This window comes from Pseudomonas sp. LF-5 (assembly GCF_037626295.1).
GTDB classification, from domain to species: Bacteria; Pseudomonadota; Gammaproteobacteria; order Pseudomonadales; family Pseudomonadaceae; genus Aquipseudomonas; species Aquipseudomonas monsensis.
Genome location: NZ_JARKMT010000018.1, coordinates 1 through 12,134, shown reverse-complemented (window position 1 = coordinate 12,134; position 12,134 = coordinate 1). Strand labels below are relative to the sequence as shown.

11 protein-coding genes and 1 rRNA gene are annotated in these 12,134 nt (G+C 60.4%); 5 read left to right on the top strand and 7 right to left on the bottom strand.

Annotated features, from left to right (window positions below):
- Positions 1 to 43 precede the first annotated feature (43 nt).
- Positions 44 to 568, top strand: a complete 525-nt coding sequence (locus PseuLF5_RS27915) for an SET domain-containing protein-lysine N-methyltransferase (protein WP_123462996.1) — start codon at positions 44 to 46, stop codon at positions 566 to 568.
- A 7-nt stretch (positions 569 to 575) separates the two neighbouring features.
- Here PseuLF5_RS27915 and can read toward each other — a convergent pair whose 3' ends face one another.
- A complete protein-coding gene (gene can, locus PseuLF5_RS27910) occupies positions 576 to 1,220 on the bottom strand; it encodes a carbonate dehydratase (protein WP_123376595.1) in 645 nt (214 codons plus the stop codon).
- 140 nt (positions 1,221 to 1,360) lie between these two features.
- On the opposite strand from can, the gene PseuLF5_RS27905 reads away from it, so the two are divergent.
- The gene (locus PseuLF5_RS27905; protein ID WP_123462994.1) at positions 1,361 to 1,765 is read left to right on the top strand and encodes a serine kinase/phosphatase; all 405 of its coding nucleotides are present in this window, start codon (positions 1,361 to 1,363) and stop codon (positions 1,763 to 1,765) included.
- 132 nt (positions 1,766 to 1,897) lie between these two features.
- On the opposite strand, the gene rimI is transcribed toward PseuLF5_RS27905, so the two are convergent.
- Both rimI and PseuLF5_RS27895 read right to left on the bottom strand, forming a co-directional pair.
- Positions 1,898 to 2,350, bottom strand: a complete 453-nt coding sequence (gene rimI / locus PseuLF5_RS27900) for a ribosomal protein S18-alanine N-acetyltransferase (protein ID WP_128614071.1) — start codon at positions 2,348 to 2,350, stop codon at positions 1,898 to 1,900.
- Positions 2,343 to 3,089, bottom strand: a complete 747-nt coding sequence (locus tag PseuLF5_RS27895; RefSeq protein ID WP_123462989.1) for an energy transducer TonB — start codon at positions 3,087 to 3,089, stop codon at positions 2,343 to 2,345. The genes rimI and PseuLF5_RS27895 overlap by 8 nt, the downstream gene beginning before the upstream one ends.
- Positions 3,090 to 3,321: 232 nt before the next feature.
- Here PseuLF5_RS27895 and mksB point away from each other — a divergent pair, with 232 nt between their 5' ends.
- From mksB to mksF, 3 genes are read left to right on the top strand one after another with little or no spacing between them, the layout of a single operon-like run.
- The gene (gene mksB / locus PseuLF5_RS27890; protein WP_185015768.1) at positions 3,322 to 4,602 is read left to right on the top strand and encodes an Mks condensin complex protein MksB; all 1,281 of its coding nucleotides are present in this window, start codon (positions 3,322 to 3,324) and stop codon (positions 4,600 to 4,602) included.
- Positions 4,592 to 5,293, top strand: a complete 702-nt coding sequence (gene mksE / locus PseuLF5_RS27885) for an Mks condensin complex protein MksE (protein WP_095136783.1) — start codon at positions 4,592 to 4,594, stop codon at positions 5,291 to 5,293. The genes mksB and mksE overlap by 11 nt, the downstream gene beginning before the upstream one ends.
- The gene (mksF, locus tag PseuLF5_RS27880) at positions 5,290 to 8,130 is read left to right on the top strand and encodes an Mks condensin complex protein MksF (protein WP_222834296.1); all 2,841 of its coding nucleotides are present in this window, start codon (positions 5,290 to 5,292) and stop codon (positions 8,128 to 8,130) included. The genes mksE and mksF overlap by 4 nt, the downstream gene beginning before the upstream one ends.
- Positions 8,131 to 8,346: 216 nt before the next feature.
- Here the strand turns inward: mksF and PseuLF5_RS27875 are convergent, their stop codons facing one another.
- The 4 genes from PseuLF5_RS27875 to rrf form a co-directional block, all read right to left on the bottom strand.
- Complete coding sequence (locus PseuLF5_RS27875) at positions 8,347 to 10,650, bottom strand: PqiB family protein (RefSeq protein ID WP_123462984.1); 2,304 nt, start codon at positions 10,648 to 10,650, stop codon at positions 8,347 to 8,349.
- A complete protein-coding gene (locus PseuLF5_RS27870; protein ID WP_123462982.1) occupies positions 10,643 to 11,266 on the bottom strand; it encodes a paraquat-inducible protein A in 624 nt (207 codons plus the stop codon). Before PseuLF5_RS27870 ends, PseuLF5_RS27875 begins: the two co-directional genes overlap by 8 nt.
- Entirely contained in the window at positions 11,253 to 11,912 is a 660-nt protein-coding gene (locus PseuLF5_RS27865) for a paraquat-inducible protein A (RefSeq protein ID WP_123462980.1), read from the bottom strand. Before PseuLF5_RS27865 ends, PseuLF5_RS27870 begins: the two co-directional genes overlap by 14 nt.
- 147 nt (positions 11,913 to 12,059) lie before the next feature.
- Positions 12,060 to 12,134 (bottom strand): 5S ribosomal RNA (gene rrf / locus PseuLF5_RS28410); the annotation flags it as partial.

Sequence of the window (12,134 nt, the reverse complement as noted above, 5' to 3'; positions counted from 1 at the left end):
GTCAACCCAAGGAAGTCGCAAGCACCTTGCGACAAGGATCGTTATGAACACCCGTACCCTGGCGCACATCGCGCCACGCGATACCGAAGGCATTTATCCGTTTGCCGGCCTGCCCGTGCGCCTCGGATTTCCCTCTCGCGCCGACTTCGAAATCATTCACGACGAGTACGGCGCACCCTTGGCGGTGGCGGTGCGCCGCGAATTTCTGCACACCCGGCGGATGTGTCGGGTTTCGGGACAGCTGTTGCCTTATCGCTGCCGACAGACCCGACAGTTGCTGAACGGTATCCACCTCTACGATCCACGCTTCTGCGGATTGCTCGAACACGCCTGCGATCCCAACGTGTTTCTCGACATGAGCGAGTTATGGCTATGGGCGCTGAAAGATATCCACAGCGGCGAGCGGCTGACCATCGACTACGCCGCCACCGAAGACAAACTGCTGCGCCAGTTTGCCTGCGGTTGCGGTTCGCCACGTTGCCGTGGCTGGATCACCGGACACAACGAGCCACCGAGCCTGGAGGGCCAGCACTTTTTGCAGTGCTGGCGGCGCCAGTGCTCGCGCTGACCAGCGCTTACAACGCGCCGACCGGACGCAGGCGATACTGCGGCGGCAACTGCTCGAAACCGCTGATGGTGGTGTTCAGGCTCTTCCAGCGACCGTCCTTGATGCCGTAGATGCAACCGTGGATCGACAGGCTTTGCCCGCGATGCCAGGCGTTCTGGATGATGCTGGTGTGGGCAACGTTGGCGACTTGCTGGATGACGTTAAGCTCGCACAGGCGATCAACCTGCTCTTCTTCGGTCGGCAGTTTGGCCAGCTCTTCGCGTTTTTCGTAGTACAGATCGCGGATCGAACGCAGCCAGCCGTCGATCAGGCCGAACTGGCGGTCCTGCATCGAGGCGCGCACGCCGCCGCAACCGTAGTGGCCGGTGACGAGGATGTGTTTGACTTTAAGTACGTCGACCGCGTACTGGATCACCGACAGGCAGTTGAGGTCGGTGTGCAGCACGACGTTGGCGACGTTACGGTGCACGAACAGATCGCCCGGCAGCATGCCGACGATTTCGTTGGCCGGCACTCGCGCATCGGAACAGCCGATCCACAGGTATTCCGGCGTTTGCTGGCGCGCCAGCTTGGCGAAGAAATCCGGGTCTTCCTTGGTGATCGCGTCAGCCCAACGCTCGTTGTTATCAATCAGGTCTTGTAAGTCGTGCATGCTGTAAGGCCTCAAGAAAGATGCGCAGGTATGACAGACGCCCACCCGTCGGGGTCACGAGAAGATCGCAAGTGTTTTCGTTGGAATTCTCGTGGATGCGGTGAGTCCACCTAGTAAGGCCCACAGTATGAGGATTTGCCATGACTGATTCACGACGCCCTTACGATGCGGTGCAACCGGAGCCCATCGATGATAACGAAGACCGCATGGGCTCGGTGCACGAGCTGGATTTCGATGAGGACGAACCCAGTGCGAAGATCGGTGACGAGATTCCTGAGCGTGAACGCGAGCACCTGATGCCCGACGAGCGGGTGCGTGAAGCCGGCCTCACCGGCGCATCGACCGCTGACCATGAACCAACCGACGATGATATGAGCCCGGAAAAGCTGATTCGTGAAGACGGTGCGCGAGATGCCGCTGAGGCTGGCGAAGGCAATCCGGCGGATTGGGATTTGAGTCTGGTCGATGAAGATGACATCGGCGGTGGTAATGGGCTGGATGAGGCGGAACTGGCGCGGCGCGATCCATTGGATGGCAATCGCTGATTTTGCTTGCCCATCACACCGCTACGCCCGCAAGCCGGTTCCCACAGGTTTTTGGGTTGGTCACACTGTGTGTGTGTGCACGAACCCGATCCAGTGTGGGAGCCAGCCTGCTGGCGATGCATTTAAGCTGAATCAGTCAACCAGGGTGCAGGCCATGACCACCGCGTCTTCACGCCCACCCACCGCCGGATAATAATCGCGCCGCCGGCCAATCTCGTTGAAGCCATACCGCTCATACAGCTTGAAAGCTGCGGTGTTGCTGTCGCGCACTTCCAGGAAGCACTCGCGTGCCTCTGCGGCATATGCCCGCGACATCAGATGTTCGAGCAGCGTCAGCCCCAGCCCGCGCCCCTGATTCTCCGGTTTGACCGTGATGTTAAGCAGATGCGCCTCATCCAGAATGATCTGCACTACACCATGACCGACCTGCTGCTGACCTTCGAACATCAGCCAGATCTGGTACTTGCCCAGCCCGTCGAGAAAAATCCCCCGCGTCCACGGGTGGCTGTAGGCAGCGAACTCAATCTTCAGTACGGCGTCCAGATCCGCTTCGGTCATCGGGCGGAACGTTACAGCGTCACTCATTCGATTCTTTCCAGCGCGCCATCAGCCGACGCATCGCTTGCCACACAGCGGCCTTGCGCTGTGGCTCTTCCATTAACAATTCCAGACCGGGAATCGCCCAGGCCGAGCCCAGGCCTTCGATCTGCAATTCACGATTGAACGCTTCAGCATCCGCTTCACCGGCAAACCTTACCGCCGGCAAGCCGATCAGCCACAGGCAGGCGCACGGCGCCGCTTCCATTTGCACCGACAGAAAGCCCTGAACGAAGTCGCGCGCCGCTTCCGGGCCCTGATCCAGCGTGCCCCGGTTCAACCACGGCCAACGCACCGGCTCGCCAACGATCTGCGGCGCGTCCGGCAGACCGGCGGCGCGCAGCATGTCTTTGAGCAGCAGATAGGCCGGATCGCGGCTCTGGAAGGCTTCGCCTGTGGGTAACTCCACCAGCAGCAGGCAGCGCCCGGCGCGCAGTAATTGCAGGGCGAAGCGCGGTGGGGGCACCGGTGCCGGTTTGACGACCACCGGCGTGTCGTCGACCTCTTCCACCGGCTTGGCGCCATTGCGCGTACTGGCGAGCGAAGGGCGCGGCACTTCGATTTTCGGCCGCTCGACCGGACGGGCGGCCGGTTGCACCGCTGCTTCGGCCTGCACAACCGGCATCACCACGACCTCCGGCTCAGGCTCGGGCATGTCCAGCAGCTCGGGCCGCGACGGGGCGGCGAAAGGCAATTCGGTGCGCGGCAGCCAATTGACCACCTGCATGGCGTTCAAATAGGCGCGGCGGCGGGACTCGATAAGCAAAGGTCGGCCACTTGTGGATAACTGAAAGTGCGCTGATTCTACCGCCCTTCGCTCAAGATCGCTTGCTGTTGATCGATAGCCTTGAGCAAAGCTCTCTACCCTGAAAATTCGACAGCCCGTCCCGAGAGTGAATCGCATCGTCGCTGATGCAGTACAATCGCGGCTTTTAATCGCCAACCAGCCGGCCATTCCGATGATCGAACCCAAGCGCGTCTTGCGCGCCCTCGCTGAACACTGGGCACTTCTGGAGCCACTGTGCGAGCACTTCGACCAGGGCACCCTGAGCCTCAACGAACTGCGCACGCAACTGGCCGCCCAACAACTGGACAGCACGCCGCAGGACATCACCAGCCTGCTCGACGTGTGGATTCGCCTCGACATTCTGGTGCCCGTGGCGAAAAGCCCGAACCGTTTCGAGCTCAACGCGCAGATCCACGACTTCCTCGCCTACCTGCGCCGTGAACACCGGCTGGGCCTGTGCCTGGAGATCGAAGCCTACCTGCGTCATCTCGAACGTCTGGCCGGCTACATTCAGGACGCGTTCGACGTCCGCGACGGCAACGACCTCGCCCGCCAGCTGCGCCTGCTCGACATGCGCGTGCGTGACGTGCTGAAAAAGCTCGATAACGACGAGCAGGCGCTGGTGGCCGTGGCCGAACGCGCCAAGACCAGCGACCGGCAGATCCCGCTGCGTCAGCGTTACGCCGAAGTCCTGGCGACCTGGGACGAATACGTCGAGCCGATGATTGATCTGGTGAACGCCGACGGCGCTTTCGAGCAAGGTGTGCGCAAAGTCGAAACCGTGCTGCTGAAGATGCTCAGCGAACAGCAGCGCCTCGGCCATCTGGTCGATGACGACATGCTGCTGCGCACCCACGCGCGCATCCTCGAAATGCAGACCAGCGCCCAGCTGACCCTGCGCCACGCCCGTGAACTGCTGCTGCCGCTGCGTGAAGAAGCGCGCCGGCACAACGCCGTGACCCGTGGCGCGGCCCTGGCGCTGGCGGCGATCCGCCGTAAAGGCATCGACGCCGTGCCGCAAGCAGCGATGCCGCTGTTCACCCGCCCGCAAAGCACCTTCCTCGGCAGTGCCAGTCAGGTCGAAGCCTACGTCTACGCCCTGGCGCGTTTCGAGCCGAAACCGGCGCGCTTCCCCAAGGCACACAAGACGCAGAAAGCCGGCGATGCCCCACGTGCACCGCGCACCGTGCGCGAGATGGTCGAGCGTTGCGAAGAGTCCCTGCCGATGCCGGATCTGATGACCTGGCTGCTGGAGCAGGAACCGGACGGTGCCACCGACGAATTGCTCTACTGGTTCTCGCGCCTGTCGCGGGAAAAACGCTTCAAGCGCGAGCGTCTGGAACGCCGCGAATATCACACTCACGAGCACCAGGTCAGCCTGCGCTCCTTCGCCCTGCTCTCGGCCAGCGACACCGCCGCCGAGAATTCCGCGAGCACATCCAATGCATCTTGATCTTTCCGAACTGTCGCAACTCGCGCCGATCTTCCGCGAGCTGTTCAAGGGTTACCACGTCAGCCGCCGCGACCCGGAGCTGTACGCGCAACTGTCGAACTTCCAGGACCAGTACCGCACGCTGTTCAAGGCGCTGGGCTTTGAACTGGTCTGCGACACCCGTGGTTTCTACTACTTTGTGCCGGACATGGCGGCAGCGGCGGTGAACAAGACGGCTCAGCGTCTGGCGCTGTTCACCTTCATCCTCGTCGAGCACCTGGCCGATCAGGGCCGCGACCCGATCGCCGTGCTCGACGGCGGCAGCCTCGGGCGTGAAGAACTGCCGTCGCTGCTGGATAAATACCGCGACCTGTTCATTCAGGCCGAAGTGCAGACCGTCGAAGAACTCGAAGAAAAAATCATGCGCCGCATGACCCAGCTCGGTTTCGCCGGCGAAGAAAACGGCGTGTACCGTTTCCTGCCGCCGATGCACCGTTTCCTCGATGTGTGCCTGTCGGTGCAACAAGACCGCGATCTGGCGGCCAGCGTGCACAGCGTTCTGCCGCTGCCGGCACCGGTGCTGATCGACGAAGCCGCCGAAGCTAAATTCCTCGAGACTGACGATCCACTGGATCTGTCCGAATTTGACGAAGAAAGCGAAGAAGACGCACTGGCTAGAGCCATTGCCGAAGAACAGGAGTCCGACGCATGAGCCAGGAACGCTACGGCATCCGCCGCTTTGCCCTTTTGAACACCGCCGGTTACAGCCTCGGCCTGTTCCCGCTGGAAGAGCCGCTGTCGGTCTACGGTGCGAACAACCTCGGTAAATCGGCGTCGATCAACGCCCTGCAATTCCCGATTCTGGCGCGCATGTCGGACATGAGTTTCGGCAAGTACAGCCTGGAACAATCGCGGCGTTTCTACTTCGCCTCCGACACCAGCTACATCCTCGTCGAAGTGAACCTGCCCCACGGCCCACACGTGATCGGCGTGGTCGGTCGCGGCCCGGGCGGTGGCTTCGGTCACCAGTTCTTTGCCTACGCCGGCAAGCTCGACCTGGCGCATTACCAGAAGAACGACACCTGCCTGCGCCAGAAAGAACTGTTCAGCAACCTTGAGAAAGAAGGCCTGAAAGCCTACGAACTCAAGCCTGATGAACTGCGTCGCTTGCTGGTTGGCGGGCATACTTCGATCCCGCTGGACCTGACCCTGATCCCGCTGCGCTCCACCAGCGAGCAGAGCCTGAAGACTTTCCGCGCACTGTTCATCAACCTGCTGCACATGCGCGAAATCACCGCGGCCAAGTTGAAGCAGCTGTTCCTCGATGCCTTCGAGCACAGCCTGCGTTCCGGCAGCGTCGACTACATCGCCGCGTGTGAAGAAGCCTTCCGCGATGTGCGCCGCATGGAGCAGGACTACAACTCGCTGGTCGCCGCCGGCCCGTTGGTCGAAGCCTTGGCCAACGGCGTGAAACAGCGTGACGTGCTGCGCGGCAAACTGCATCGCCTGTCGCCACTGCTCGACTCGTTGCTCGGCACTTGGTCGGACTACGCCAATGCGCGCAAGGAAGAACTGACCATCCAGGCCGAGCACTACCGTCGCGAGCAGGACGATCTGCAAAACGACCAACGTGGCGGCACGCAGGAGCTGATGCGCCTGGAACGGGAAATCTCCGGCATCCAGCGCTGGCTCGGCGAGTTGTCGGTGCTGAAGAACCGCTTCGCGCTGGTCGATGACGTCAAAGTCCTGGAGCAACAATTGCTCGCGGCCAAGGACGCTCACGACGAACTGGCCGGTGCGCTGGCGCAGTCCCGTCAGTTCAGCGCCGAGGATCTGGAAGAGCGTCTGCGCGATCTGGAAAAACGCCTGAAGTCGGTGAAGCAGCAACTCGATCACGCCGACAACAACAGTTACGCCCGCCTGCGCGAAGAGTTCTCGCAGCAGGACGTCGAGCGCTTGATGCGCCTGTTCAACAGCGCGCTGTTCAGCCTGCCGCTGGGCGAACACGGCATCACCCTTGACGAGGATGGCGAGTGGGTGAAATCGGTTGAGCTGATTCTTGATGGTTTCAAGGGCGAGCGTTTCGAAGTACCGGGCCTGTCGATCGACATCTCGCACATCGAGCCGCCAGCCCTGCAAGCACTGGCCGACCGTGCCGCGCTGCGCGACCAGAAAGAGCGTCTGGAAAAAGAGCTCAAGCAACTCAAGACTCAACAAGCTGTAGCCTCCGACCGCGCCGCGAGCAAGACCCAGACCGAAGCGCTGTACCAGCAAGTGCTCGACGCGCAGAAGGCGCTGGAAGACTTCCGTCGCACCCAGACCCTGAGCGCCGAAGAAGGCGACAAACTCGAGCAACTGGCGCAGATGGAAGCGGCGCAGGACGAACTCAAACGCTCCAGCGATGCGTTCACCGAGCGCGTCCAGCAACTGTCGGCCAAGCTGCAACTGGTCGGCCGGCAGATCGCCGACATGGAAGCCAAGCAGCGCACCCTCGACGACGCGCTGCGCCGTCGTCAGTTGCTGCCGGCAGATCTGCCGTTCGGCACGCCGTTCATGGATCCGGTCGACGACTCGATGGACAACCTGCTGCCGCTGCTCAACGATTATCAGGACAGTTGGCAGGGCCTGCTGCGCGCCGACGGTCAGATCGAAGCGCTGTACGCGCAGGTACGCCTGAAAGGCGTGGCCAAGTTCGACAGCGAAGACGACATGGAGCGCCGTCTGTCGCTGCTGATCAACGCTTACGCGCACCGTACCGATGAAGCCCTGACGCTGGGCAAGGCCCGTCGCGCGGCGGTCACCGACATCGCCCGGACCCTGCGCAACATCCGCAGCGACTACGACAGCCTCGAGCATCAACTGGCGCTGTTCAACCGCGAGATCAACAAGCGTCAGGTGTCCAACCTGCAGAGCTTCCGCATCGTCCTCGCGCCGAACAAGGAAGCGCTCAAGCACATCGACCAGATCATCCACAGCGCCGGCCAGTACGAAGAAGGCGAAACCCTGTCGGTGTTCGACCTGAGCCAGAGCGCCGAGCAGGACAACAAGAACGAAGAAGCCAAGGAATACCTGGCGCGGCTGGTGGCGGCGAACCACAACCAGCTCGGTCTCAAGGACTTGTTCGAACTGGCGTTCGAGATCACCAAGGTCAACGGTCAGCCGGTGATTCACACCGACATCGACGGCGCGGCGTCCAACGGTACGACCATGACCATCAAGGCGTTGACCAACATGTACTTGTTGCTGCACTTGATGGACCGTGACCTCGCCGGTCGCGTGCGTCTGCCGTACTACCTCGACGAGGCGGCGGACATCGACGAGAAGAACCAGGCTGCCCTGCTGGAAACCAGCCTGCAGCTGGGCTTCGTGCCGATTCTGGCGAGTGTGAAACCGCAGGTCTGCGCCAGTGTCGCCATCGACCTGGAAGGCGGCAGCGGCCCGGCGGGCATCTACATCGACGAGGCGGACTGGAAGTACATCCGTCGTCATGATGTGGTGAAGGCGACGCTGAACGTTGAAGCAGACGAACCGGAGCTGGATGCGGTTTGATCGGCGTTAACTGACGGCAATAAAAAGGGCCGCGATCCCATCGGATCGCGGCCCTTTTTTATGGCCTGGGGTTTGTGCTGATTTTCAGGGCCTCATCGCTGGCAAGCCAGCTCCCACGGGTTTTTTGTCATGTACAAATTGTGAGTACACCGCCGACCACTGTGGGAGCTGGCTTGCCAGCGATGGCGTACTTCCAGACGCCTGATGAGCTTGAGGTTACTTACCGAGCGAAATTTTTGGCGCCCACGTCAGCCACTCATCCTCGAACTTGTCGAACAGCGGGAACGTCTGCTCCGCCCGCGCCGGATTGCCCATGCGCTCACCGTCCGGCGTAGCGAAAGCAATCCCACCCTGAATCGCCGTCTCCAGCGATTCCGTTCGCACCGTCAGCCCGTTGAACAAGCCGATATCAAAACCGACCCCACTGGTGTTCCAGAACCGGCTACCGCTACGCACCAACGGCGCGTATTTTGGCTCGATCAGAATATGCACCAACACTCGATCAGCGGTTTGCCCCAGTTCATAACCGGTGACTTTACCCACGGTAATTTCACGGTAAGTCACCGGCACCCCCGGTTTCAGCGAACCACGACGGGCCGCACTCAAGACCAGACTCAGACCCGCCTCTTGCTTGGTCACTTCCGGCGCATTGGCCAAGGCAACAAAGTTCTTCTGCGGGCCGAGGTTCTTCGCCGCCGGCTGCACTTCGATGTACTGCCCAGTGACCAAGGTTTCCAGATTCTGGGTCTTGATCAGACCCAACTCCGGTTTGACCACCCAGAACTGACTGCCCACCCGGGCAATCTTCTCCGGCACTTCAGTGATGCGCGCGGTGAGGATGACCGACTGCAGGTCGTCGGTCAGATCAACGCTTTCGATCTTGCCGACATCCAGCCCCTTGAAGCGAACCGGGGTGCCGCTGCGCAAACCATCGGCGCGATCAACCTTGATCGTCACCACCGCGCCTTTCTGATTGGCTTCGTCATGATTGGCGAACAGACGGAAGCGCGGAATGCGCTTCTGCAACGGCGCTTTGGCTTGCGGCGTTTCGAAAGCAATACCGCCGGCCATCAGGGTCTGCAGCGACTCACTCTTCACCTGAATCCCGCCTGTCAGACCACCGGTCAGGGTGATACCGCTGACATTCCAGAAGCGGGTCGATGCGTTGACCAGGTTTTCGTACTCCTTCTCGATGTGCACACCGATGACCAGTTGCTTGCGGGTCTTGGAGAACTGATAGCTCTGCACCGACCCGACCTTGACCTGTTTGTACAGAATCGGGCTGCCGACATCGATGGAACCGAGGACGTCAGTGAACAGCACCAGGTGCAGCCCCGGGGAACGCAGATCCAGCGGCGGCGCTTTGGGGCGTGCCTCGAATTCACGTTTCGGTGCAGCCCCTTTATCACCCGGACGCACGGCGATGTAGTTGCCTTTCACCAACGCTTCCAGCCCGGTGATACCAGCCAGAGAAATCGATGGTTTAACCACCCAGAATTGCGTGCCGTCGACCAGATAATCCTCAGCCAGAGGATCAAGCGTCAGCTCGGCGGTGGCGCTGTTCAGATCCGGATCAACTTTCAACGCTTTCAGGTTGCCGACCTGAATGCCCTTGTACATCACCGGCGTTCGACCGGCCTGCAGGCCTTCGAAGTCACTGAGTTTGACCTTGACCCGAATGCCGGCAGCGGCGGCGTCGAAGTCTTCGTAAAGACGGAACGGCAGACTCGGGTCAGTCGGAGGACTGTCCTTGCGATTCTCCGGTGTGGCGAAAGCGATACCACCGGCGACGATGCTCGCCAGGGATTCGCTGCGCACTTTCACGCCGGACAGGTTGGCGTCGATGCTGATGCCGCTGGCGTTCCAGAACCGCGTGTGTTTGCGCACCAGTTTGGCGTAGGTTGGCTCGATGAAGACTTTGAGCTCAACGGTGCTCTGGTCTTCTGACAGCACGTAGCTTTTGATCTGACCGACCTTGATCTGCTTGTAGAACACCGGACTGCCGCGGTTCAGCGAACCGAGGCGATCGGCCTTGATGGTCAGGTGCAGGCCGGGCTTGGAGTCCGACAGCGGCGGCTCTTCGGCCAGGGCCTTGAACTTGCGGGCGGGCTCGCCCTCACCGGGACTGATCGCGACGTAATTACCGGACACCAGGGTTTCCAGGCCGGTGATACCGGCCAGGGTCACACTCGGTTTCACCAGCCAGAAGCGCGTGCTGGTCTTGAGGTATTGCTCGACGTCCTTGTTCATCTCGACGGTGGCGATCACGCCCTTGGAGTTGCCTTCGTCATCGAGTTTGAGCGCCTTGACCTTACCGACCGGCATGCCCTTGTACATGACCTCGGTCTTGTTGGCCTGAATGCCTTCGCCGCTTTCGAAGCGAACCTGGATTTCAACACCGGTTTCCGTATAGGCACGCCAGCCAAGCCAGCCTCCGATGATCAGCGCGATCAAGGGCAACACCCAAATGGCAGACCAGTTCGAGGCCGGTCGGGTTTTCGCTACAGGCAAATCAGTCATGGTCGTCGTCCGACTCCGTGTTATCCCAAATCAGTCGGGGATCGAAAGTTACTGCGGCGAGCATCGTCAGTATCACCACACTGGCGAAGGCGATGGCGCCAAGGTTGGCTTCGACACTGGCAAGCCGGCCGAAGTTGACGACCGCCACCAGAATGGCGATCACAAAAATATCGAGCATCGACCAGCGACCGATGAACTCGATGAAGCGGTACATCCAGATACGTTGCCGTGCAGACAATGGCTGACGTCGTTGCACCGAAAACAGCAGCAAGGCAATGCCCACCAGCTTGAAGGTCGGCACCAGAATACTGGCGATGAATACCACGGCGGCAATCGGGATCATGCCGTGCTGCACCAACTGGATCACGCCGGACATGATCGTGCTCGGATCACCCTGCCCCAAAGAACTGACCGTCATGATGGGCAGCACGTTGGCCGGAATGTAGATAATCGCCGCTGTAATCAACAGCGCCCAGGTCCGGGCCAGGCTATTGGGACGGCGAGCGTGGACCAGCGCGCCGCAGCGAGTGCAGCTTTGCTCATCGGTGTCCGCTTCCTGCCTGTTCAATTCGTGGCATTCGGTACAAATCAGAATGCCCGCATCAATCGCCCGCATGAGCATCCTCTCCTGATAACGCCTGCCAGATCTGATGCGGTGACATCACCACTTCCAGCCAGACCTGAACCAACAACAATCCAATGAAACACACCAGGCCCAGACCAACGGTGATCGCGGCCATGTCCGCCAGTTTGACGATCGCCACCAGAACGCCCATGAGGTAAACCTCGAGCATTCCCCAGTCTTTGAGGTGGTGGTAAATGCGGTACAGCAACAAGCCGTAGCTGCGACCGGCATCGAAGCGAATCGTCAGCAACACGAACAACTGGCACAGCAACTTGAGCAACGGTATGGCCATGCTGCACAGGAAGACGACGATTGAAACGCCCTGCATGTCGGTGTTGAACAGACCGAGCACGCCACTCCAGACCGTATCCTGCGAAGATTGCCCGAGGATATTGAGTTGCATGATGGGCAAAAAGTTTGCCGGGATGTACAACAGCAATGCCGCGATCACCAAGGCAAGGCTGCGCTGCACCACGTTATGGCGATGGGCATACAGTTCGTAACCGCAGCGCGGGCAGATGGCTTTTTCGCCGTGAGCAAGTTGTGGCTTGCGCATCAGCAGGTCGCACTCGTGACAGGCCACCAGGTCTTCCAGCGGTAATTCTGACAGCCCGCGGGCGTCAACCGACTCTGACATACAGGCTCTGGCTCCGAAAAAGATGGGGCTATTCTAGTGTTCTGATTCGAAAATAACTGTGCAAATTTGTTCGCTGACTAAGCAATAATTTTTCTACGAGCAAAACAAAACCCCAACTGCTTTCGCAATTGGGGTTTCGGAATTTAATCTTGACGATGACCTACTCTCACATGGGGAAACCCCACACTACCATCGGCGATGCATCGTTTCACTTCTGAGTTC

Bases quoted from the DNA above. Each gene is read 5' to 3' on its own strand.
- PseuLF5_RS27865 (WP_123462980.1), bottom strand. From the start codon at position 11,912: ATGTCAGAGTCGGTTGACGCCCGCGGGCTGTCAGAATTACCGCTGGAA.
- PseuLF5_RS27895 (WP_123462989.1), bottom strand. From the start codon at position 3,089: ATGCAGGTGGTCAATTGGCTGCCGCGCACCGAATTGCCTTTCGCCGCC.
- can (WP_123376595.1), bottom strand. From the start codon at position 1,220: ATGCACGACTTACAAGACCTGATTGATAACAACGAGCGTTGGGCTGAC.
- mksE (WP_095136783.1), top strand. From the start codon at position 4,592: ATGCATCTTGATCTTTCCGAACTGTCGCAACTCGCGCCGATCTTCCGC.
- PseuLF5_RS27905 (WP_123462994.1), top strand. From the start codon at position 1,361: ATGACTGATTCACGACGCCCTTACGATGCGGTGCAACCGGAGCCCATC.
- PseuLF5_RS27875 (WP_123462984.1), bottom strand. From the start codon at position 10,650: ATGACTGATTTGCCTGTAGCGAAAACCCGACCGGCCTCGAACTGGTCT.
- PseuLF5_RS27870 (WP_123462982.1), bottom strand. From the start codon at position 11,266: ATGCGGGCGATTGATGCGGGCATTCTGATTTGTACCGAATGCCACGAA.
- rimI (WP_128614071.1), bottom strand. From the start codon at position 2,350: ATGAGTGACGCTGTAACGTTCCGCCCGATGACCGAAGCGGATCTGGAC.
- mksB (WP_185015768.1), top strand. From the start codon at position 3,322: ATGATCGAACCCAAGCGCGTCTTGCGCGCCCTCGCTGAACACTGGGCA.
- PseuLF5_RS27915 (WP_123462996.1), top strand. From the start codon at position 44: ATGAACACCCGTACCCTGGCGCACATCGCGCCACGCGATACCGAAGGC.
- mksF (WP_222834296.1), top strand. From the start codon at position 5,290: ATGAGCCAGGAACGCTACGGCATCCGCCGCTTTGCCCTTTTGAACACC.